We start from the raw sequence: 22319 nt of genomic DNA, 5'->3' as shown, positions 1-22319 counted from the left end.
GTCCGCCCCTCTTTCTTCGGTGACACATAGCGTTTGCCCTCTCCGTCAGGCGTCGCACTCCCTGCAGACCTGCTGACGTTCCTCTCACGGAGCCAGCTTGCTGCGTTGCCTGCACCAGAAGCACACCGTGAACAAGTTGAACTCGTCGGCTGACGAGGAATCACCCTCAGGACAGCTCCTCGTTCGACAGGTCCGCCCCGGCCAGTCGAGCGACCGCGCAGGTCTGTCTCGCGATGTCGATGCTGCCGATGACTTTTCCGTGCGCCGACGCCGGGAGAGTTCTGGAGGCTGTCCTCCCCCAGGTCGTCAATCGGTCTTGCGCGGGCTGTCGTAGTCGGTTAGCCATGGTGCTCGCTCACATCCCACACCTCATCTATGGTTTCGCGCCGTCGCGCGTGTCTACGTCCTAGAGGCCCATACTTGTTGCCCCACGATTCCTTCAGGGAGATTTGTGCATCCGTACCGCGGAAACGGCCCAATGAACCTCCCTAACACGAAGGCTGCTGCCCAACGGCCCTTGTTAGCCAAAATATGCGAAACACACAGCATTGGCGCATGCACCACCGTGTTCGACGGCAATCCAACACATTTTAACGCCGTAACGAGACTCCCCCGTCAGATCAAACACGCCGGACTACCGACCAGGGAGTAGAATGTCACGACAAGTCCAACCGCCGTCGCCGGCACCGCGGCCACGTTTCCGCCGTGCGCACATCACGACGCGCGAACGATTGGACAGGCCGAGCCCACAGATCCCTTCGCCGAGTCCACACGGTCCCGTGAGACCGCCTGAAGAGGCTCCAAACAGCCTGTTACACTCGTACGCCGGGAACATGCTGTCGTGTTGGACACCTGAACAACAAGTGCCCCGTCCGCCATTCCCGTAGCGATCCACACTTCTTTCTCTTTCTTTCACGTTGTACTTGACGGCGTTCTCCAGCAGAGTTCGCTGATGGAGCGCTCCAGCAGAACGGGGTCCCCACCGTGGCGCCGCCAGACAGGTCGTGGTGACCAGGTCACCGCCCCTCTCGGCGGCGAAGGGACGCCAAGCTGCTCCACGGCGGTCTGCGAGACCTCCCTGACGTCCACGGCTTGCGCACGGCGACTCGCGCTCCTCGGGCCACCAGCAGAAAGCCCCCTCGATCAGCTTCTCGTTGCGCGCGTTGACATCGAGGAGGGTACGGCGAAGCGCCTTCAGATCCTCGACGCCTCTGGGTCGGACAGGGCGATCTCCAGGACCCGTCCCTGTGATGGTGAGCGGGTACCCGTGCGCACAAATCGTGCGAGGCGTTGGCACGACGAAACTGCGCTGAGTGTCGAAGCGACGTTGAGCCTGTCACATGGCGTCGAAGTTTCGGCCAGCTCACTTGAGATCGTCCTGGGGCCCTTTAGGTCGATGCGCTGGTGGACAGTGCTCTCGGAGAGAGCTTCTTCGCCGTCGCGTTTCATCTGCGCACGGGGCGCAGCGCACTGTCGGCCACGAAGTACACCAGATAGCGCCAGGATCCCGAACCCGATCAAACAACAATCACCGAAATGCCTGACGAGTACTCGAAGCACCGCGTTGGCCTGTTTTGTTGGCAGCAGCTGACCCTGATCGTTGAGACCATTCGGCCAGCGACGGCGGGCGAGCCTGCGGCAGCCCTCAGCGTGAAGAGACAGGCTGTCGACAAGACTGACATCAGGTTACATCGCCACCAGAGCACGGCGCCCCGCCATGAAGAACAGCGCCCCGTAGTAGAGGTGAGCCGCCACCTGATGCTCAACCACTGTCGCCGCACTCAACCCTGAATACGCTCGACGTAGCGCTCTTCCTCGTCCGCGGCTGACGGGAGGCAGCCGCCACAGCTCCCCTGCGTCAGTGTCCTTCCTCGCCTCGTCATGCTGGTCCGCTCCCGAGTGAGGGCTGATCATCGATGGGTCGGCACGGCAAGGGCGATCGCTTCTCGCTCACAACTTGCAATCCACTCCCGAACGGTCTCGCATCACCGGCGGCTCGCCCATCTTCTCTGCGCAAGCGTCATCCACGGTGACGCGCACGACGTTGGTGAACGGATCATGTTCCCCGCCCCACGCTTGTCCAGCAGGTCTCCTGTCTGACCACACGGCGCAGTCGGCGCGCAGCAGCTCCTCGAGCGAACCGCGAACTCCTCATGGTCATCAACGATCCTCCTTGACCGTCGCGCTCCACCACCGCTTCCCGGGTCCCCCCCGAGCCGACACGCCCGCCCTCTCCAGCACGGCGGCAGCGCGGGGGCCGACTGCGGCCCATCCCCCACACCCCTGCAACCAGTTCGCATGAAGACAGAAACGGCTGGCCAGGAGTCGTCGGCGCCGAGGCCGAGCCATCGGACCTTGTTTCGCGACGTCGCCGCGCGGCCGTCAGCATGAGGTAGCGCGAGGCGCTCGCTCGGAGACCAAGCCTGCGCGCCAACTCGTCGCCCGTGCACCACGGGCAGGTCACCATGTCCAGGCCACGATCACGTACCGTGTCGATCGTAGGAGGTCTTTGTCCAGCGCCGTTCCGCCGTGCGTAGGCGACGTCACACGGCCATGGCCTCGCGGCGCCAGCCCTATTCGCGATGGCAGTCCCGCGAGCACCCGCTCGTCCTCAAACACAAAGCACCCGCACGGCCTATGGGCACCTCTCACCACCTATGGACACGGCCCTCATTTTGACCACATTCGCACCGATAAACGCACGGTAAGCCATTCGAGCGGCACGGGCCGTGACGCAGGGGCACACGAAGCCGGCCGGGAGGTTTCGTACGGCACCGTGTGGTAGACCCCGCGGGACACCATCGCCGCGTTGCCCTGGAATCCCCTATGACGCACGCTTCGGCGCCCCGTGATGTTGCTGAGATGACTGAAGGTGAGATGGGCGAGTTCCCACCGATCCACGATCGAACGCCGCCTCTCCGGCAGAGGGGTCTCGGACGAGGCGAGGTCCGTCGGCGACGGACATTACCTCCCGACACCCTCAACCGCACGAAGATCGAGGACATGCTCGCATGGCAGACGAGCACACGCGTCCTCCTGCCGCGATTGAAACCGCACGAATGAAGAACGGCCGGGGCCCCTCGGGCTTGGACTACGGACCGTTTTCGCGTGAGCTCCAGAGCGGCATGGGCGCTCAGGGGAGTCGCCGCTCGGAGCGCCGAGGGGCACCAGAGCAGCGTGTGCGCCAGCTCCATGAAACAGTCCATGCGCCGCGTCCACAGGTGTAAATAGCTGCTGGGCCCTTGCACGTTGAGCCCCACTGAGCCCTGCGCCCCAGCTCTCGGCGATCAGGCCCCCCCCCCCCCCCCCCCCCCTGCTGCAGGCGTTAGTCCCAGTAGCTGATCCCGCGCTTCGTAGTAGGCGTTTCCACCCTGCCGCCGCCACGAGCACAGGTCGATGGCGCACGCAGCGCCAGTATGATGTCACGGCACGCCGGGCAGGGACGGCGGACACGACCGAGCCCTGCACCGCGACGCGCGTCGCGGCGTAGCGAAGCCTGTGGCACGAGGGCTGGCCCGCGGGCACGACGCGTTGCAGCGCAGGGCGCAGAGAGCGCGAGGGCCCGTCCTTGTGCCGGACGGACCGCCGCAGCCCAGGGAGGCGCTGAAACAACTCTCCACGCGGCGCCACGTTGGACCACCGGCCCGCGACGATCTCGCCGTCGACCTCGACGGCGATGGAGACCGCCCCACTCGGCCACCCCCCCCAAAGGGGGGGGGGGGGCGTAAGGAAAGTTGACGGTTTTGCCGTCGATCGGGGTTCCGACCACCCCCGCGCACCCCCGAGGTCCCCGTGTCGCCGCCTTCCTCGCCGAACAGGAAGTCATGTCATCCGGCCTGGCCATAGCCTGACGCTAACGCGGGACGCGGTATGAGCTCTCCGAGGCAGCGCGGTCGAGGCGCGGTGCCCACGCGTTCCGTGGGGCTGGACACTGGTCGTGCACGACTCGGGGTTGGCAGGGCCGCTTGGCCAGGAGACAGTGTCCCCGCCGTCGCGGCGATGTCCATCGCGAGAGAGTGAGGACGTCCGTCAGGCGCACGACTCCGGCCGCGTGCTCGCACGCTAGCCGAGCACGTGCGTGGGCCAGGAAGGCCAGTGACCGTCTCGTCCCAGGCGACGGCGTTGCCGGGCTTGAGCACCCAGTGGTTCTCGTCGGGGAAGTAGAGGAACTTGGCAGTCGACGTTGTGCTGCGCTGCAGGTCCCACCACAGGCGAAGGCCCTCGCCGATCGGCACCCGGTAGTCCTTGTCGCCGTGCGATGACCAGCATCGGGTGTGTGATCTTGCGAGGGCGCGACGTGGCGCGGAGAGGCTTGGGTGTAGCCGCTCCGAGCCCGGCACGCCGAACTCCCGCTGCCCAGTACATCGACGGCGTCGGTGGTGCCGGCGAACTGGCTGCGAGGTTCCACAGCGAGGCGTGGGTGACGATCGCCTGGTAGCGGTCGGAGTGGCCGGCCACCCAGTTGGCCATGTAGCCGCCGAAGGAGCCGCCCATCGCGGCCAGCCGCGTGTCGTCGACCTCGGGCAGCTTCAGCGTCTGGTCGACGATGGCGTCGAGGTCGGCCAGCGTGCGGGGGCCCCACAGTCGCCCCAGCCGCGCGGTCGATCATGTGCTGGCCGTACCCGGTGGACATCGCGGGGTCGGGCAGCAGGACCGCGTAGCCGTTCTCCGCCATGATCCACGGGTTCCAGCGCCAGGACCAGTCGTTCCACGAGGAGACGGGGCCGCCGTGGATCCACAGCAGGAAGGGCGCGGGGTTCTCGGCCGAGGCGTCCTTCGGCAGCACCAGCCAGCCGCGGATCTCCTGCCCGTCGTCGGCCAGCGCGGTGATCTCCGTGAGCGTGCCCGGCAGCTCCAGCGCGGGAGCGGGAGAGGGCAGCTCGGCGACCTCGCCGGTGGCCACGTCGATCCTGGCCGGGGTGGCGGGGGCGTGGTAACCGCTGCGCCAGCGCGTAGACGAAGCGGCCGTCGGGCGAGGCGTTGAGCGCGAGGTAGGCGGCGTCGTCGGTGGTGAGCCTTTCGAAGGCGCCGTCGGGGGGACACCCGGAAGACGGGGCGGCGGCCCTGGTGGTCGGCCGCGAGGTAGACGGCGCTCGAGTCGGGCGCCCACGCGAGGTCCATGGGGAACAGGTCGTCGGCGTAGGCCCTGCCCTCGCCGGTGGCCAGGTCGCCGATCCACAGCTCCGAGCGGGCCGAGACGTCGAGCGTGGTGTGGCGGCTGCGTGAGCAGGCCACGCGGGCACCGTCGGGCGAGATCCGCAGCGGCCCCTCGAAGTCGTGGTCGTCGGCGGCGAAGAGCGTGCGCCGCTCGCCGGTGGCCACGTCGACGGCGACGACCTCGGTGCGCTGCCGGCCCGCGTCGAGCGGCACCGTCCACGTGGTGACCACGGTGGCGCCGTCGGGGGTGAGCGCGAAGTCCAGGTGGTCGTCGAGGTGACTGCCCGAGTCAGGGGTCAGGTCACGGACGTCCTCCAGCCGGTCGGCGCCCAGCCTGGCCGCGAACAGGCGGGTACGGCCCGGCCCGAGGTCGTGGTCCCAGTAGCGGACCGGGTAACCCTCGTGCAGGATCGCGCTGATGCCCGCGTCCTTGCGGGCCTTGCGCCGCTCCTCGTCGGTGGCCTCGTCGCCGGGCAGCACCTCGGAGGCGAACACGACGACGTCGCCTGCCGTCTTCGCCGCGCCGATGCCGCCGGGGCGGGTGGCGACCTGCCGCGCCTCGCCGCCGCCGCGCGGCAGCAACCAGAGCGCGGGCACCTCCTCGTCGGAGTCCTTGACCGTGGGGTCGGGACGGCGGGAGGTGAACAGCACGTCACCCGCCGCGGTGAACTCGGTGCCCGTCTCTCCCTTGGCGCTCCTCGTCAGCCTGTAAGGCTCGGCGTCCAGCGGCAGCGACCACAGCGCGGTGCCGTAGGACTTGCCGTCGGGATTGAGCGACTGAACGGCGCTGACGAGCCGGGATCCGTCCGGTGACAGCTTCAGCGAAAGGACTCGAGGGATGGCCACATAGTCACGAATATCCTTGAATGCGCTCACGTCCCGAACCTACATGCTGACCCCCATAGGCTTACCAGCGTGGGGAACTACGACGCACTGCTGCTGCTGTCCTTCGGCGGTCCCGAGGGGCCCGACGACGTGATGCCGTTCCTGGAGAACGTCGTGCGGGGCAGAGGGGTGCCACGCGAGCGGCTGCTCGAGGTGGCCGAGCACTACCAGTCCTTCGGCGGGGTCAGCCCGATCAACGGGCAGAACCGCGACCTGATCGAGGCGCTGGCGGCCCGAGCTGGACGTGCCGATCTACTGGGGCAACCGCAACTGGCACCCGTTCGGCGAGGACACCGTGCGCCGGATGAAGGCCGACGGCGTCGGGAAGGCGGCGGTCTTCGCCACCTCCGCCTTCGCCGGGTACTCCAGCTGCCGCCAGTACTACGAGGACATCGCGCGCATCTCCGTCGAGGGCGGGCCCGAGCTGGTCAAGATGCGGCACTTCGGCGACCATCCGGGCTTCGTCGCCGCGATGGCCGACCACACCAGGCAGGCGCTCGACAGGCTGGGCCGCGACGACGCCAGGCTGGTGTTCACCGCGCACAGCATCCCGGTGTCGATGGCCGAGACGGCGGGCCCGTCCGGCGGGCTCTACGAGGCGCAGCTGCGCAGGTCGGCCGAGCTGGTCAGCAGGGCGCTCGGCCGCGACCAGCCGTGGGAGCTGGTCTGGCAGTCGCGCAGCGGCCCTCCCCAGGTGCCGTGGCTGGAGCCCGACGTGCTCGACCACCTCAGGAAGACCAGCGCTCCCGCGGTGGTGCTGGTGCCTATCGGGTTCGTCTCCGACCACATGGAGGTCGTCTTCGACCTCGACGTGGAGGCCAGGCAGCTGGCCGCCGAGCTGGGCCTGCCGCTGGAGCGGGCGGCCACGGCGGGCACGCACCCGGCCTTCGTGCGGATGGTGGGCGAGCTGATGGCCGAGCCCGAGCCGGTGCCGTGCGCCCTGACCTGCTGCCCCGCCCCCGTGCGGCGCCAGGCTTAGGGGCCGGGCTACGGGATCGGGCGCAGGGGTCAGGCGTAGGTGCGGGCGTAGGGGTCAGGCGTAGGTGCGGGCGTAGGCCTCCGAGAGCCCGAGGACCTTGTTCACGTACTCCCACGAGTGGTTGTAGAACCACACGGCCTTGCGCAGCTTCTGCCCGCCCTGGCCCGCGCCGTTGGCGCACAGATAGTTGGCGGCGCCCGGCACGGCGTCGTAGGGGCTCCAGATGTCCTTGATGCCGTCGCCGTCGCCGTCCACGCCGTAGGCCTTCCAGGTGGCGGGCATGAACTGCATGGGGCCGAGCGCGCCCGCGCTCGAAGGGCCGTTGTTGCGCCCGTGCGAGCTCTCCACCTGGCCGATCGCTGCCAGCACCGTCCATGACAGGCCGGGGCAGCGGGTGGCGGCGGCCTTGTACAGCTCCAGGTAGCTGCCCTGCCGTACGACCTGCTTCTCGGCCTGCGGGTTTCCCGCCTGCTGCTCTCCCGCCACGGGCTGCGGGTCGGCGGCGCGGGCGCCGACCGAAAGCACCTGGACCTGCTTGCCCAGCAGCTTGCGCACGGCCGCCTCGCGGATCTTGCCCTCCTTGCCGTGCAGGAGCACGGCGACGCCCTGCATCAGGCCGAGCGAGCGGCCGACCTCGGCGCTGACGATGCCGTCCACGCCGGGCAGCCCGAGCGTGGCCGAGGCCGCCACCCGCAGCCTGGGCCCGCCGTCGACCTGGTAGGAGGCGCCGAGCACCATGCCGAACCTGCGCGCGGCGGTGGTGTCGGCGACCAGTTCGCCCCTGGCCAGCGCGCTCCACACCTCGGGCTGGTCGGCGACCGCCTGCGGTGTCCACGAGCGGTACTCCGACGGCTCGACCGCCAGCAGGTTCACCGCCGTGCCCGCCACCTTGACCGAGCCCGCGTCGACCACGATGACCTTCTGCACGTGCTTGAGCCGCGACAGCGCGTAGCGGGTCTTCTTCGGCACCGTGGCCGGGGCGATGGCCAACAGGCGCGGCGGGGTGACCGTGACCCCCGGGCCGCCCTGCCCGAACCGCCGCACCGGCTCGATCGTCTCCAGCCGGGGAGTCTCGTCCTTGAGCTCGACGGTGGGCGTGGAGGCGGAGGCGGAGGTCTTCTCCTCGTTCAGCACGAGAGCGAACGCGCCCGCCGCGCCCACCGACACCACGACGGCCGTGACGATCAGGAACCCGCGGACAGAGGGAAGAGCAGACACTCGGCACACGTTAGACGATCGCGCGGAAAAATCACTTGCTGTCCGGACAGACGGTGCGCAAAGGTTGTGCGCTTGAAGAGTGGGGAGACGCAGTGGTAGGGCCGTACCGAGGGCTGTTCGACACGCCTGGGGCTAAGGGATTCGTCGTCGCGGGATTCATCGGCAGGATGCCGATGTCCATGCTCGGTATCGGGATCATCCTCCTTATCTCGATGATCACCGGCTCGTACGCCACGGCAGGCGCGGTCGCCGCCACCACGAACGTCTCCTACGCCGTCGCCGCCCCGCTGTCGGGCCGCCTGGTCGACAGGTTCGGGCAGGCCAGGGTCGTCACGCCGCTCGCCCTCGTCAACGGCGCCGCGCTGGTCGCGCTCATGCTGTGCGCGCTGTGGGGCCTGCCGCACTGGACCCTCTACGCCACCGGGTTCGTCGTGGGCGCCACCTCCGTCTCGCTCGGCTCGATGGTGCGCGCCCGCTGGTCGAACCTGCTGGGGGGCTCGGCCAAGCTGCACACCGCCTTCGCCTTCGAGTCGGTGGCCGACGAGGTCATCTTCGTCACAGGCCCCGCGATGGTGACAGTGCTGGCGACGGCCATCAACCCGTACGCGGGTCTGATCGTGGCGCTGGTGTTCATGCTGGGCGGCTCGCTGGTCTTCGCGATGCAGCGCGGCACCGAACCCCCCATCACCGGCGTACGGCACGCCGGCGGCAGCCCGATCACCATCCCCGCCATCGCCCTGCTGTCGTGCGTCTACCTCGCGCTCGGCGCGGTCTTCGGCTCCGTCGACCTGATCACCGTCGCCTTCGCGGAGGAACAGGGCGTCAAGGGCGCCGCGGGCTTCCTGCTCGCGGCCTTCGCCGGCGGCTCGATGGTGTCGGGCCTGTGGTTCGGCTCGCGAGCGTGGCAGCTCTCCCTGCGCACCAGGTTCGTCAGGGCGATCATCGTGTTCGCGGTGGGACTGCTGCCGATCGCCTTCATCGGCAGCGCGCCCGTCATGGCGATCGGCCTGTTCGTCGCGGGGCTGGCGATCTCGCCGACCCTCATCACCGGCTTCTCGCTCACCGAGCGCCTGGTGCCCGCGTCCCTGCTCACCGAGGGCATGGCGTGGATCTCCACCTCCATCGGGTTCGGCGTGGCGGTCGGCGCGTGGGCGGGCGGGCGGCTCACCGAGGCTTTCGGCGCCTCCAACGCCTACGCCTTCTCGCTCGCGTGCGCGCTGCTGGCGGCGATCGTGGGCATCGGAGGTTCGGGTTTGCTGAGACTTCCCGAGGCTCCTTCACCCGCCAAAGGGTGATCCGCTACGGTCGGGAGATCCCCTCAGACACACCCTCCACACAGGAAAGTCTGTTATGTCCCGACATTTTGCTTCACTTCTGGCTATTGCGGTTGTTGCCGTCACTCTGACCCCAGGGGGCGCGTCCGCTGCTCCGAAGGAGAAGGAGGTCGACTGCACGCAGGTCAAGTGCGTCGCCCTGACCTTCGACGACGGGCCGGGCAAGTACGCGGGCGTGCTGCTCGACACACTGAAGAAGCACAACGCCAAGGCGACCTTCTTCCTCGAGGGTCAGTACGTGAAGTCGCGCCCCGCCTTCGCCAAGCGCATGGCGGTCGAGGGGCACGAGCTCGGCAACCACAGCTACAGCCACCCGAACTTCACCACGATCGGTCCGGCGGCCATCCGGAGCGAGATCCAGAAGACGCAGGACATCGTCAAGCAGGTCACGGGCGTCGAGCCCAAGCTGCTGCGCCCGCCGTACGGCATGGCCGACCTGCAGGTCTCCGACATCGCCGCGGAGTTCGGGATGCCGATGATCCTGTGGACGGGCGGCTCGCGCGACTGGGAGTCCAAGAACGAGGAGGCCATCAAGAAGCAGACGCTCGCGGTGGCCAAGCAGGGCAGCATCGTCCTCATGCACGACTGGGTGAAGCAGACGGTCGACTCGATGCCCTCGCTCATCAAGACGCTGCAGAACAAGGGCTACCATCTGGTGACCGTCTCCGAGCTGATCAAGGACCAGAAGCTCGAGCCCGGCGACATCTTCCCTGTTCCCGAAGGCTGGGAGAAGTGAGTATCGTTCGCGTTTAACCGAACGTCATTCGCAGGAGGGGTGCATGGCCTTCACGAACTGGGCCCGTAACCAGTCGGGCACCCCTGCCGAGGTACGCACCCCGACCTCGGTGGAGGACGTGGCGCTGGCCGTGCGGGAGGCCGCCGGGAGCGGGCGCCGCGTCCGCATGGTCGGCACGGGTCACTCCTTCACGGGGGTGGCCCTCACCGACGGGATCATGCTGCGCCCCCACGGCCTGACCGGCATCCGCTCCATCACCAAGGACAACGGCTCCAGTTCGGTCTGCGTGCTGGCAGGCACCCCGCTCAGCGTGCTCAACGAGGAGCTCGACAGGCGCGGCCTGGCCCTGGCCAACATGGGCGACATCACCGCGCAGACCGTCGCCGGCGCGATCCAGACCGGCACGCACGGCACGGGGCGCGACACAGGCGGCCTGGCCGACCAGGTGCTCAAGCTGGAGATGGTGCTCGCCGACGGCTCGGTCGTGACCGCCGCGCCCGGGGAGGACCTGTTCGACGCGGCCAGGGTCGGGCTCGGCGCGCTGGGCGTGCTGACGGCCGTCACGCTGCGGGTGGAGCCCTCCTTCCTGCTGCACAACAGGCGCCAGGCGATGCCGCTGAGCGAGATCCTCGACAGGCTCGACGCGATGACCTCGGCCAACGAGCACCTGGACTTCTTCTGGCTGCCGCACACCGACGCCTGCCTGGTCAAGACCAACAACCGGCATCCTGGCCCGGCCAGGCCGCCGGCCGCGCTGAAGCACTGGCTCGACAACGTCTTCCTGGAGAACACCCTGTTCGGGGCGCTGTGCGGGGTGGGCGGCCGCTTTCCCGCCGCCATTCCCAGGCTGAACGCCGTCTCCGCGGCCTTCCTCGGCGACTCGGAGTCGGTGAACACCTCCTACAAGATCTTCACCTCGGTCCGTGACGTGCGCTTCCTCGAGATGGAGTACGCCGTCCCCCGCGAGCGTCTCGGCCAGGCGCTGAGGGAGACCCGCGACCTCGTCGAGCGCATGGACTGGAAGATCACCTTCCCGATCGAGGTGCGGGTGACGCCGCCGAGCGAGGCGTGGCTGTCGACCGCGCACGGCAGGCCGTCGGCCTACATCGCCTGCCACGTCTACCGGCCGACCCCGAACCCCGCCTACTTCGAGGGCGTCGAGGAGATCATGACCCGCCTGGACGGGCGGCCTCACTGGGGCAAGCTCCACAGCCGCGACGCCGCCTACCTGGGCAAGGTCTATCCGCGCTTCGCCGACTTCGTGGCGCTTCGCGACAGGCTCGATCCCGCGAGGCTGTTCGCCAACCCCTACCTGGACACCGTGCTCGGTCCCTGAGAGCGCAGCCGCGCGCTCATGTGGACGAGCTTGTCGGGGTTGACCACCGTCCTGACCGCGCTGACCAGGCCGTCGGTGATCTCCAGCACCATGACGCCGAGCAGACGGCCCTCGGCCACGCCGTACAGGGCGGGCTGGCCGTTGATCTCACCGATGGCGACGCCCACCTCGGCCGCGCCGTTCTCCCCCAACGAGCCCAGGTAGCGGGCGACCTTGGCCGCGCCCACGATGACGCGGCGGGCGGCGGTGGACCTGCCGCCGCCGTCGGCCCATGCCGCCACGTCGGCGGCCAGCAGCGACTCCAGGCTCCGCAGGTCGCCGACCGCGGCGGCGCGCAGGAAGCGTTCGGCGATGGCGCGGCCCTCCGCGCGGGTGGCGCGGAAGCGGGGACGGTCCTCGGCGACCCGCTCCCTGGCGCGATGGCAGAGCTGCTGCGCGCCGGCCTCCGAGACCCCCAGGACGGCGGCGATCTCACGATGGCTGTGGCCGAAGGCCTCCCTCAGCACGAACGCCGCCCGCTCGGCGGGGGTGAGGCGTTCGAGGAGCAGCAGCATCGCCATGGAGACGGCCTCGCGCTGCTCGGCGCTCTCCATCGGCCCGAGCCGCGCGCCCTCGGTCATGACGGGCTCGGGCAGCCACGGGCCCACGTAGGCCTCGCGCCTGACTCTGGCCGAGGCCGTGCGGTTGAGGCACAGGTTCGTGACGACCCTGGTCAGCCAGGCCGCGGGGATCTCGATCGCGGCCCTGTCGGCGGCGTGCCATCGCAGGTAGGCGTCCTGCACCGCGTCCTCGGCCGCGGCGGCCGACCCGAGGAGCCGGTAGGCCAGCGAGAACAGGCGCGGCCTGAAGCTCTCGAACTCCTCTGCCTCACGTGCGCTCACGTTCGGCATCCTACGAAGTCAGGGAGCTTCGGGGACGCTCTCGAGCCGGTCCTGCGCGGGAGCGCTCTGATCGGGGTCGGGGCCCCTGTCGCCCTGGTCCTGCGTGGGCTCCTCGCTCCCCGTGGGCTCCTCGCCCGGAGCGCTCTCGCCCGGAGTGGGGGTCGCCGTGGGCTCCTCGGTGGTCGGTGCCGGGGTCGGCGTGCCGCTGGGCGTCGGGGTCGGCGTGGGGGTGGGAGTGGGCGTCTCGCTCGGCGCCTCGGGACTCTTCGACGTGGACGGCGCGACGGGCGCGTCGTCCTCCCGCTCGTCCTGGGGCGCCCTGTGGTGCTCGACCGCCGGCACGTCGCGCGCGCCCCTCGTCTGCTCGTCCACCCGTGAACCCGAGACGCCCTGGTAGGCGAGGATCACGCCGGTGCTGATCGTGAAGACGAGGGCGGCCGCCGCCAGCAGCCGCGCCCACGGGATCCGCCTGCTCCGCTCGATCGGGGCCATCACCAGCGTGTCGGAGTGGGGCTCGTCCGGGCGGACGGTGGCCTGCACGGCCGTGGCCAGCTCACCCTCACCGTCCACGTGGATCGGCGCCGTGTCCTCCCTGTCCTTCCACGCGATCACCGTGTGCTGCTTGATCTGCTCGTTGGCCCGCTTCAGGTAGTGCGTGTACACCGCGCCGCCGATGGTGCTGGCGATGCTCGCCACCGCCGCTCCCACGAACGTCCCCGCCACCCCGAGGTACGACGCCGCCACCGCCGCGGTCACCGCGGCCAGTGCTCCCCCTGCGATCTGCGGCACGCTCAGCTCGAACCTGGGCTGCTCGCCGCTCATCCCCCGGATCAGTCCCCTCTTGTCACGCGTTCGGTAAAGAGCTTTCTCGTAATAGACGCGGCGGCGTGTCTTGTTGTTCCTGTGACCTGCGTGACAGGCAGATTCGACAGCCGTGCCCCGCCGATTCGGTCTCCCTTCCGTGTACGCCGCCGCGGCCCTGGCGACGGCCGTGACGACAGCGGCTCCCGTGGTGGCCTCCGTCATCGCCCCCGCCGCCTCCGCGCCCGTCTCCGACCTGCCTCCGCGGCCCTATCTCGTGACCGCCGCGGGCAGGGCCGAGGCCCGCGCCCTGCTGACCGACGGTCACCTGCGCGTGCGCCGCTACTACACCTCGGCCCTGCCCGGGTTCGCGACCTGGCTGACCGACCACGAGGCCGCGGCCCTGCGCACCGACCCGAGGGTGCGATCGGTGGAGCCCGACCGCGAGGTCCGCGCGCTCGACCTGCCCCCGCTGGGCGAGCCGTCCAGTCCCTCGCTCGCCGGCGAAGGCGTCACCGTCTATGTCCTTGACACCGGCGTCGACGTCACCCGCAAGCAGTTCGGCGACAGGGCGTGGCGCGCCTTCGACGCCACCGGCCCTCATGGGCGCCCCTCCGACGCCGCCCGCGATCACGAGCAGGGCCCGGACACCACCGGCGGTCGCGGGCAGGGCTCCGCCACCGGGGGTCACGGGCAGGGCCCGGACGCCGGCCATCACGGACAGGGCTCCGCCACCGGCGGTCGCGGGCAGGGCTCCGCCACCGGGAGTCGCGGGCAGGGCCCCGACGCCACCGGCGGTCGTGAGCGCGCCCCCGGCATCGCCGGCTCTCGCGAGCGGGCCTGTGGCCGTCACGGCACGAGAGCCGCCGCGCTCGCCGCGGGCAGGAGGTACGGCGTGGCGCCCGGCGCGCGCGTCGCCTCGGTCAAGGTGCTCGGCTGCGACGGCTCGGGGCCGCTGTCCGACGTGGTCGCGGGGCTCGACTGGGTGCGGGGGCACGCGAGACGTCCCGCCGTGGCCGTCCTGGCCGTCTCCGCCGCGGACTCCCCCGCCGTCGACGCCGCCGCGCGCCGCCTGCGCAGGTCCGGTGTGCTCGTCGTGACCTCCCCCCTCGCGGCCGGTACGGTGGCCCGCCACCTGGAGTCCCATCCGGCCTCCGCCCCATCGACTCTCGCGTCTTGGCTGAAGTCCACAACGACGCACGACGCGATTCGCCAGAATCCGTCGAGGACCCCTAACCTCCTGCTGCACGGTGGCGGGCTGTAATTCCGGATGGAATCGACAAATGTGACCGGCGTCACATCGACCTGGGCCCATCCCATGAAGGCGATGTTCGGACATGCCGGGTACGGTGCTGGCAGGCAACCGGCACACGCGAGAGACTCAAGGGTCCGGGGGAAGATTGAGCACGACGCTGACGAAGGGACTCGCATGCAGGAGCTCCGACTCGTCGCGGTGAGCGAGGACGGCACCTATCTCGTGCTGGCTACGGCCGGGAGAGGGACCCGCTTCACGCTTCCCGTGGACGACCGGCTCCGCGCTGCCGTCCGCGGAAACTTCTCCCGTCTCGGCCAGTACGAGATCGAAGTGGAGAGTCCGTTGCGCCCCAAGGAGATCCAGGCCCGCATACGCGCCGGGGAGACCGCGGAGGAGATCGCCGCGACCGCGGGAATCCCCGTCGAGCGGGTCCGGTGGTTCGAGGGCCCCGTGCTCCAGGAGAGGGAGTACGTGGCCCAGCAGGCGCAGCGCGTCGCCGTGCGCATGCCCGGCGAATCCGCCCCAGGTCCGACGCTCGGCGAGCTGGTCGCCGAGCGGCTCACCCGCCGCGGCGTGCCTGCCGACGAGATCGACTGGGACTCCGCCAAGCGCGACGACGGCCTGTGGCGGGTCAAGCTCGGCTACGTCTGGAACGGTCACACCCGGCACGCCGAGTGGCTGTTCGACCCGCGCCGCAGGCACGTGACCCCGCACGACGACGAGTCGCTGCGGCTGTCGTCGGCCGACTTCGACCCGAACCCGCCGGTCGAGGACACCATCGTCACGCCGTTCGCGCCTCGGGTGGCCAAGCTGCAGCCGGTGCCTCCGCTGGCGGCCGAGCCGTTGATGCAGCCGCCCGTGCCCTTCCCCTCGGTCTCGCGCCAGGACCCGCCGTACGCGCAGCCGCCGGCCTCCCGTCCGGAGCCCGCCTGGAGTCCAGGCTTCTCCCGTACGGCCGAGCCGCCGGCGCGGGCCGCCGCGCGCGAGCCCGAGTCGATCTACGCACCCGCTGCTCCCGAGCCCGCGGTGGAGCCGTCGTTTTTGCCCCACGAGTCGGCGACGACCGCCGATCCTCCTGCAGCGCCGCTCCTCCCGCCCCCACTCCGCCAGCCCCCTGCCTCCGAGCCCGCGCCCGCGCCGTCCGCACTCTCGTCGCCGACGCCCTCGACCACCACGCCCGCGCCGCCCGCGCCCTCATCGGCCGCGCCGTCGTCGCGGGAGCCTTCGCCGGTGGAGCCCGGGGCATCCGCGCCCACGTCTGCCGCACCGGCGTCCTCTGAGCCTTCGACGCCCGCGTCCTCGTCCGCCACGCCCGCGTCACGTGCGCCCGCTTTGTCGCGTTCGCCCGAAGAGTCATCGTCACCTTCGACCGCGATGGCGTCTTCCCCTGAGGTGACACCTTCGTTGCCTGCCACGGCGTCCGCCGCTCCCGTCGAGCCGACGCCCACCCCTGAGGTCGCCGCGCCCGCAGCGGCGGGCGTGGCGTCGGAAGCCACCTCCGAAGCCGTCGTCTCGCCCGAGCCCATCGCCGCAACCGATCCCGCCAAGGCACCCGCAGCCCCCGAAACCTCTGAGGCGCTCGCAGCCCCCGAGACCACCGAGGCGCTCGCAGCCTCCGAGGCTGCCAGCGCCCGCGAGGCATCCGAGACGATCGCGGCGCCCACGACCTCCGGCGCTCGCAACACACCTGAGGCATCCAGGGCGCCCGAAGCATCCGAGACGTCCGAGGCTGCCCAGGCATCCGAGGCACGCGACGCCTCCGAGGCGGTCACCGTCTCCGAGCCCGTCGCCTCGACCGACGCCGCCACCGTCCCGGAGGCTCCAGCCACGCCCGAGCAGACCGCCGCACCGGAGGCCGTGTCCGGGCAGGCCGCCGCACCCGAAGTCCGGGCCGCAACGGAAGTCGGGGCCGCACCCGAGGGCGCGCCCGGGACCGTGGCCGCATCCGCACCCGAAGCCGCACGCGCTGCCGTGACCGCGCCCGAGGCGGCACCCGAGGTCGTGGCCGCGCCGAAGTCCGAATCGGTGGCCACGCCGGACACCGTCGTCGCGCGGGAGCCGGACAGCACCCCCCGGCCCCGGCACCACCGCCGAGGCCCAGACCAGCGCCGCACCCGAGGCCGTCGCCGCACCCGACGCCGCCCCCGAAGCCGACGCCGCACCTAAGGCCGTCGACAGGGTCGCGGCCCAGCAGACCGGTGAGGGCGGCGAGGTCGGCAAGCCGGCTGACACCGGCGAGCCCACGTCGGTCACATCACCCGTCGCCACAGGAAAGACCGCCACGGAGCAGGCCGCGTCCGAGCAGGCAATGGTCGAGACGGCGTCCGCCAAGCAGGTATTCGTCGAGACGGGGTCCGCCAAGCAGGCGTCCATCGAGACGGCCGAGGCTCCTGCGGCCGCCGCCACCACGCCGGAAGCCCCGCCGACCGTCGCCGACGCCCAGACCGCGAAGGCCGACGAGCGGGCCACCGCGAGCGACGCGCCCAAGGAGGCCCCTCAGGAGAAGCCCGAGGAGCCGAAGGCCGAGGCCCTCAAGGCAGGCGCTGCCCCGGTCGAGGCACACACGGTCGAGACGCCCTCGAAGCCCGAGACTCAGACCAAGACCGAGCAGCCCACCCAGGCGGCCTCGACCGAGAGGGCCGCACAGAGCCCCAAGCCCGAAGACCCGAAGGCCGAGGAGCGGAAGGCCGAGGAGCGGCAGCAGGGATCCGAGCCGGAGGTGTCCTCGCAGGGGGCCAAGGCCGAGGAGCCCGTGGCGGCCAAGGCGTCCGCCGTAAAGGATGAGGCCGCCGCGGTCCCCGCGGCGCGTCCGAGCGCCGAGGAGGACGCGGCGGCGCAGGAGAAGCAACCCAAGCCGCCCGTCCCCAAGAAGCCGCCCGCCGACCCGACCCCTGTGCCCGTGCCGTCGCCGCCGCCCGCGCCGGCCGCGCGCCAGCCCAAGAAGAACGCCAGAGGCCGCAGGGCCTCGGTGCCGACCTGGGACGAGATCATGTTCGGCGCCCGCCGCCAGGACTGAGCCCACCCGAAAGACCCGCCGTCAGGAACGACCCGCCGTCAGGACTGACACCGCTCGGAAGACCGTCAGTTCTGACCACGCGGGCCGCCGTCAGGGCTGGCCACGTCTGGAAGGCCGTCTCAGGACCTACCTCACCGAGAGACTGCCGCAAGAACTGGCCAGACCCCGGGACACCGGGGCCGGGGCTGACGGACATGGGAGACCGAGGGGCGCTGCCGGACAGGGAGCGTCCCTCAGTCGCGTGTCAGGAACGGCGTCAGCCACTCGGGGGTGACTTCGGCGGGGAAGGCGACGCCCTGTTCCTCGGAGACGTCCATCGCCTCGTAGCCGCCCTTGCCCGCGCCCACCCCCGCGACGAGCGTGAGCACCCCCGCCCTGCGCTGGAACCACGTCTGGCGCAGCCGCCAGCCGACGACCGCCCGCCGTTCGATGACCGCCTGGGAGCGCCGCAGCGACCCCGAGCGCACCGACAGCAGCCTGACGCCGTCGTAGCCGTGCCCGAGCGAGCGGTAACGGTCGTTGCCGAGAGGAACGCCCAGCCCGGCCAGCACGAGCGCCACGGCAACCAGGATCCACCAGGCCGGCGTGGCGGTCGCCACCGCGAGGACGGCGGGCACCGCCGCCAGCACGAGCCACGGGACGATCGCCCTGAACAGGCGGCGGTTGCGGGCGACCGGAGGATGCGGGCGCAGCGGCGCGGTGAACGGGCCGACGGACTGGGAGGCGACCTCCAGAGCGACGGGCCTCGGGACGTCGGGCAGCAGCTGCCCCCTGGTCTCCGAGTCGCCGAGGCCGGTCACGATGGCCCACATCCTGACGACTCCGGCCCTCCGCTCGGCCAGCGCGTCGACGATCTCGTAGCCGCGGGTACGGCGGGCCTCGAGCGAGACGCTGCGCCTGGTGACGAGGCCGCGTTCGGCGACGAGGTAGCCTTCGCGCTCCTTGAGCGTGAAGTCCCAGTTGAACACCGCGTACATCACCGCCGCCACGAACGGCATGGCCACGATCAGCGCGAGGACCACCACCACGATGAGGATCGGGTGGTCCCACACCCAGCGGCCCGCGTTCCACGCCGCGTCGCGGCCGAGCCCGAGCTGGTCGCCCCACTGGAAGAGCAGGCCGATGGCGCCGCCCGCGACGGCGAAGGGGGTGAAGAGGAAGGCGCCGGACAGCGGGCCGTACAGGAGCCACCTGCGCGGCACCTTCACGATCACGTGCTCCTGCGGCTCCTCGAAGGGCCGCTCGAGCGAGGCGTCAGGGGAGGCTCCCCCTGGCCGGTGCACGGCCTGGCCCTCGGGGAGTGGGGGCGCTGCGACGCTCCCGTGCCCCTCGGGGCCGCCGTCGAGGCCGGTGGCGGCTCCGGCGGCCCTGGCCGCCCTGACGCTGCGCAGCAGGACGTCCTTGAGCCGCTCGGCCTCCGCCACGCTCACCCCGTCGAGCTCGCCCTCCTGCTCGCCTCCCCCGCTGGCACCTGTGTCGATCTTGAGTACGGCCAGCCCGAGCAGCCGGTGCATGGGAGGCGTGGAGATGTCCACGCCTCGCACCCGCTCCAGCGGGATGGTCCGTACCGACCTGCTGATGAGCGACCGCTTGATCTCGAGCCGGTCCCCGACGAGGCGGTAGCTGAAGGTCGCCCAGCGCACCACGGCGAAGACGACGGTGCCGAGGACGCCGAAGGCGGCCCAGCCGAAGGAGCGCGGCGAGAACCCGCCCACGAACAGCACGCCCACGAGGGGGATCAGCAGGGACGGCAGCATGCGCACCGGATCGATGAGCAGCACCTTGGGGCTCAGCTTCGTGGCGCCCTGCTCGCTCATGTGGCGTCGTCCCTGAGCTCCTCGGCCCGCCTGGCCAGGTGCTCGGCGAGCCCGGCGGCGACGGTGTGGTCGAGGCCCTGGATCGTGGACGAGCCCGCGTGCGAGGCGGTGCGGATCTCCAGCGTGGCCAGGCCGAACATGCGCTCGAACCAGCCCTGGGCCTTGTCGACGGTCTGGATGCGGCTCACGGGGACGAAGACCCACTCCCTGGTCAGGAAGCCCGACCTGGCGTAGACGACGTCTCCCGACAGCTCCCACCGATGGACGGCGAAGCGCACGAATGGCTCCACCACGAGGAACGGCGTGGCGGGCACGAGCACCACGACCGGCACCAGCCACGAGTTGCCCGACAGCCACAGCGGCAGCCACGACCAGCTCGGTATCCAGGCGGCCAGCAGGAACGACCCCGCGGCGAACAGCACGAGGGCGACCACCGCCTCCAGCAGCCACAGGCGGACGGCCTTGGGCGAGACGCGATGATGGGGGTCACGCAGTGGACCCGCTGCCGGGTCGGGCGCCTCAGTCACAGTGCCCAGCTTAGAAGGGAGCGTCGGCTTTCTGACCGCCTCGGCCGCACCGGGAGCAAGATCGCCCCTGACGACTCCGAATAGGGCTGACGAAGGTCATGGTTGTGTCCAACGTCACCCTTTCATGCCCCGATTATTCCAGTTTTCAACGGCTTTCCCCGCGACCGAACCTCCCGAACCGGTCGGCGCATCACCGACAGGCGCGTAGCATTCTCGGGCATGGGGCAGCCGAACTCGTACACGCGCGTGCGGCGCGCCACCGTCCTGACGGCGGTGGCCGCGCTGTCGCTCGGCGTGTCCGGCTGCGGCGTCCTGAGCGGCCCCGCGAGGGAGATCAGGGAGATCAACGTCAGCAGCTCGAGTCTGCGCGACAAGACCCCCCTTCCGTCGGAATACTCCTGTCACGGCACGAAGATGAGCCCGCCGCTGCGCTGGTCGAGCGACGTGCTCTCACGTGCCAAGTCGATCGCGATCGTGGTCGACGACACCAGCTCCTCCAACCCCGCCGTGCAGTGGGTGGTCTACAACATCGACCCGCGCACGACCGAGATCGGCGAAGACGCCGCCTCCGACCCTCCCAAGGAGGCCGGGCAGGCGGCGGTGACCAGCGGCAAGGTCGGCTACGAGCCACCCTGCGACAGAGAAGGCAGCTATCGTTTCAGCGTCTACGCGTTGAGCGGGCGGCTCAAGGGCACGGCGAGCGCCTCCCTCCCCGACGTCCTGAAGATGATCGCCGACCAGACCATCGCGCGTGGCCGCCTGACGGCGGTGCACATCGAGTGATGGCCCGAACGCTGCTGGTAGTAGTGGTTACCAATTCTTCACTTAGGGTGTGACAACGCTCATAGTGGTCCGACACAATCAGATCCGTTCGCTGTGCGTTGGTGATCAAAGGGGGCAGATCGCGTCGATGGCCGCGCGATCTCACCGGCGCCGCTGGCAGGCCATGGCCTTGAGGGTGGTGCAATGACTGCGGTCGTACTGGTTCTCGTCGCCGTCGTGCTCCTCGTGCTCGTAGTCGTGGCACTGGGCATGCGTTCGATGAACAAGCGAGAGAGCTCGCTCCCGCCGGAGCGGCTCAAAGCAATGGCCGAGGAAGGGGAGATGACCCAGGCTCGGTCGACCGACGAGTTCGCCGCGCACGAGCCCAGGATGGTCAACTTCAGCCCCGACTTCAGCCCCATAGACGAGCACAAGCAGCCGAAGCCGGCTCGCACGGGCCAGCGCGGCAAGCGCGGCGTCGACGAGTGGGGCAACGGCGCCGCCGATGACGACGACGAGGAGTTCTGGGCCAACATCCGCAGCGAGGCCACCGAGGGCGGCTTCGGCGCGGGTGGCACCGTCAAGGCGCGCATGGCGGCCAGCAGGCCCGTCGAGCCCGAGCGTCCCGCGGCCGACCCTTCGAGTGAGCGCACGGTCCAGCTTCCGCTGCCGCAGCGCCCCGCCGCCGCCCCTGTCGCTCCCGTGGCCCCCGCCGCCGCCGCCAACCCGCTGGCCGACCTCGTCGAGCCCACGCCGCGGCGCGAGTCGCGGCGTGAGTCGCGACGCGAGCGGAAGTCCGAGCCCCGGCCCGAGCCGCGTCCCGCTCCCTCCGCCGCCGAGCTGGCCGACCAGCGCACGATGACCTTCGCGGCCCCGACGCCCGACGTGATGAGCATTCTCGGCGCCGGAGCCACGCCCGTCCCCCAGGCCCAGCCCGAGCCGCGTCAGGTGAGCGGGTCCTTCCCCGCGGTCTCCGCCAGCGGCTCCTTCCCCGTCGTCAACAGCGGCTCGTTCCCCGTGGCGCCCTCGGGCCCGATCCACGGCGCGCCGACCAGCGACCCGTTCCCCGCCTACGGCGCCGTCGAGTCCGACGCCACCTGGCAGTCGCAGCAGGCCGCCCCCGGCACGACCTCGGGCTCGTGGGCCGCCGCCGCCCACCACGACGTCCTCGACGACGCGGCCCCCGTCACCTCCTCGTGGCCCGCCTTCGAGCAGCCGCACAGGGAGCCTGCCCCCGCCTCCTACCCCAACTCCTACGAGGTGCGCGCGGGCTGGGCCGTCTCCGACGACGACGCGCTGACGGGCCCGACGCCCGCCGCCACCACCCCGACCGCTCCTGGCAGGGCGGTCACGCCCTACGACGACGTGCTGTCGGCGGGGCAGTACTCCGCCTCCTCCTACGAGCAGCCCCAGGCTCCCTACGCGCCCCCGGCGACGCCCGCCGCCTGGCCCGAGCCGCCCGCCGCGAACGCCAGCTGGCCGTCCTATGGCGAGATGTACGGCGAGCCCGAGACGGAGGCGGCCAGGCAGGGCCGCAGGGGCAGCCACCACCGGGCCCCCGATCAGGACTTCCCCGACTATTACCGCTGATCGTAAAGGCCTGTCGTAACACTCC

The 22319-nt window shown here is 70.7% G+C and carries 15 protein-coding genes and 2 pseudogenes; 9 read left to right on the top strand and 8 right to left on the bottom strand.

Annotated features, from left to right (window positions below; all coding sequences use genetic code 11):
* Positions 1-3827 precede the first annotated feature (3827 nt).
* From ABFX55_RS11280 to ABFX55_RS11270, 3 genes and pseudogenes are all read right to left on the bottom strand, one after another.
* Positions 3828-4235 carry a hypothetical protein gene (locus tag ABFX55_RS11280; protein ID WP_346120213.1) on the bottom strand — a complete coding sequence of 136 codons (408 nt, stop codon included), beginning with the start codon at positions 4233-4235 and terminating at the stop codon, positions 3828-3830.
* Positions 4236-4452: 217 nt separating this feature from the next.
* A pseudogene (locus ABFX55_RS11275) lies at positions 4453-4527 on the bottom strand (prolyl oligopeptidase family serine peptidase); the annotation flags it as partial.
* Between the two features lie 78 nt (positions 4528-4605).
* Positions 4606-6033, bottom strand: coding sequence for a TolB family protein (locus ABFX55_RS11270; protein ID WP_346120211.1), 1428 nt, complete (start codon positions 6031-6033; stop codon positions 4606-4608).
* Positions 6034-6072: 39 nt separating this feature from the next.
* Here ABFX55_RS11270 and ABFX55_RS11265 point away from each other — a divergent pair.
* Positions 6073-7021 (top strand): annotated as a pseudogene (locus tag ABFX55_RS11265) (ferrochelatase).
* A gap of 54 nt (positions 7022-7075) precedes the next feature.
* Here ABFX55_RS11265 and ABFX55_RS11260 read toward each other — a convergent pair.
* Entirely contained in the window at positions 7076-8239 is a 1164-nt protein-coding gene (locus tag ABFX55_RS11260; protein ID WP_346119190.1) for a lytic transglycosylase domain-containing protein, read from the bottom strand.
* A 53-nt stretch (positions 8240-8292) separates the two neighbouring features.
* On the opposite strand from ABFX55_RS11260, the gene ABFX55_RS11255 reads away from it, so the two are divergent.
* From ABFX55_RS11255 to ABFX55_RS11245, 3 genes are read left to right on the top strand one after another with little or no spacing between them, the layout of a single operon-like run.
* On the top strand, positions 8293-9534 hold the full coding sequence (locus ABFX55_RS11255; RefSeq protein ID WP_346120209.1) for an MFS transporter: 1242 nt from the start codon (positions 8293-8295) through the stop codon (positions 9532-9534).
* Positions 9535-9589: 55 nt separating this feature from the next.
* On the top strand, positions 9590-10309 hold the full coding sequence (locus ABFX55_RS11250; RefSeq protein ID WP_346119194.1) for a polysaccharide deacetylase family protein: 720 nt from the start codon (positions 9590-9592) through the stop codon (positions 10307-10309).
* A 43-nt stretch (positions 10310-10352) separates the two neighbouring features.
* Positions 10353-11645, top strand: coding sequence for a D-arabinono-1,4-lactone oxidase (locus ABFX55_RS11245; RefSeq protein WP_346119195.1), 1293 nt, complete (start codon positions 10353-10355; stop codon positions 11643-11645).
* On the opposite strand, the gene ABFX55_RS11240 is transcribed toward ABFX55_RS11245, so the two are convergent.
* Positions 11618-12526 carry an RNA polymerase sigma-70 factor gene (locus ABFX55_RS11240; RefSeq protein ID WP_346120207.1) on the bottom strand — a complete coding sequence of 303 codons (909 nt, stop codon included), beginning with the start codon at positions 12524-12526 and terminating at the stop codon, positions 11618-11620. The genes ABFX55_RS11245 and ABFX55_RS11240 overlap by 28 nt on opposite strands.
* Before the next feature lie 18 nt (positions 12527-12544).
* Positions 12545-13348: a hypothetical protein gene (locus ABFX55_RS11235; RefSeq protein ID WP_346120205.1), complete on the bottom strand. Its 804-nt coding sequence runs from the start codon at positions 13346-13348 to the stop codon at positions 12545-12547.
* A 112-nt stretch (positions 13349-13460) separates the two neighbouring features.
* Between ABFX55_RS11235 and ABFX55_RS11230 the strand changes: the two genes are divergently transcribed.
* The 3 genes from ABFX55_RS11230 (at position 13461) to ABFX55_RS11220 (ending at position 17598) form a co-directional block, all read left to right on the top strand.
* Positions 13461-14591 carry a S8 family serine peptidase gene (locus tag ABFX55_RS11230; protein ID WP_346120203.1) on the top strand — a complete coding sequence of 377 codons (1131 nt, stop codon included), beginning with the start codon at positions 13461-13463 and terminating at the stop codon, positions 14589-14591.
* 165 nt (positions 14592-14756) lie between these two features.
* Complete coding sequence (sepH, locus tag ABFX55_RS49780) at positions 14757-16748, top strand: septation protein SepH (protein ID WP_428834759.1); 1992 nt, start codon at positions 14757-14759, stop codon at positions 16746-16748.
* A 142-nt stretch (positions 16749-16890) separates the two neighbouring features.
* Positions 16891-17598 carry a hypothetical protein gene (locus ABFX55_RS11220; protein ID WP_346120201.1) on the top strand — a complete coding sequence of 236 codons (708 nt, stop codon included), beginning with the start codon at positions 16891-16893 and terminating at the stop codon, positions 17596-17598.
* A gap of 233 nt (positions 17599-17831) precedes the next feature.
* Here ABFX55_RS11220 and ABFX55_RS11215 read toward each other — a convergent pair whose 3' ends face one another.
* Together ABFX55_RS11215 and ABFX55_RS11210 are read right to left on the bottom strand one after the other, a co-directional pair.
* On the bottom strand, positions 17832-19415 hold the full coding sequence (locus tag ABFX55_RS11215; protein WP_346120199.1) for a PH domain-containing protein: 1584 nt from the start codon (positions 19413-19415) through the stop codon (positions 17832-17834).
* Complete coding sequence (locus ABFX55_RS11210; protein WP_346120197.1) at positions 19412-19942, bottom strand: PH domain-containing protein; 531 nt, start codon at positions 19940-19942, stop codon at positions 19412-19414. Before ABFX55_RS11210 ends, ABFX55_RS11215 begins: the two co-directional genes overlap by 4 nt.
* A 219-nt stretch (positions 19943-20161) precedes the next feature.
* On the opposite strand from ABFX55_RS11210, the gene ABFX55_RS11205 reads away from it, so the two are divergent.
* Together ABFX55_RS11205 and ABFX55_RS11200 are read left to right on the top strand one after the other, a co-directional pair.
* Positions 20162-20725: a YbhB/YbcL family Raf kinase inhibitor-like protein gene (locus ABFX55_RS11205; RefSeq protein WP_346120196.1), complete on the top strand. Its 564-nt coding sequence runs from the start codon at positions 20162-20164 to the stop codon at positions 20723-20725.
* A 183-nt stretch (positions 20726-20908) separates the two neighbouring features.
* A complete protein-coding gene (locus ABFX55_RS11200; RefSeq protein WP_346120194.1) occupies positions 20909-22294 on the top strand; it encodes a hypothetical protein in 1386 nt (461 codons plus the stop codon).
* The last annotated feature ends 25 nt before the right edge of the window (positions 22295-22319 follow it).

Origin of the sequence: Nonomuraea roseola (assembly GCF_039535395.1) — a bacterium.
GTDB lineage: Bacteria > Actinomycetota > Actinomycetes > Streptosporangiales > Streptosporangiaceae > Nonomuraea > Nonomuraea roseola.
Note: the sequence above shows the minus strand (reverse complement) of the source record. Positions and strands in the feature narration are given on the sequence as shown.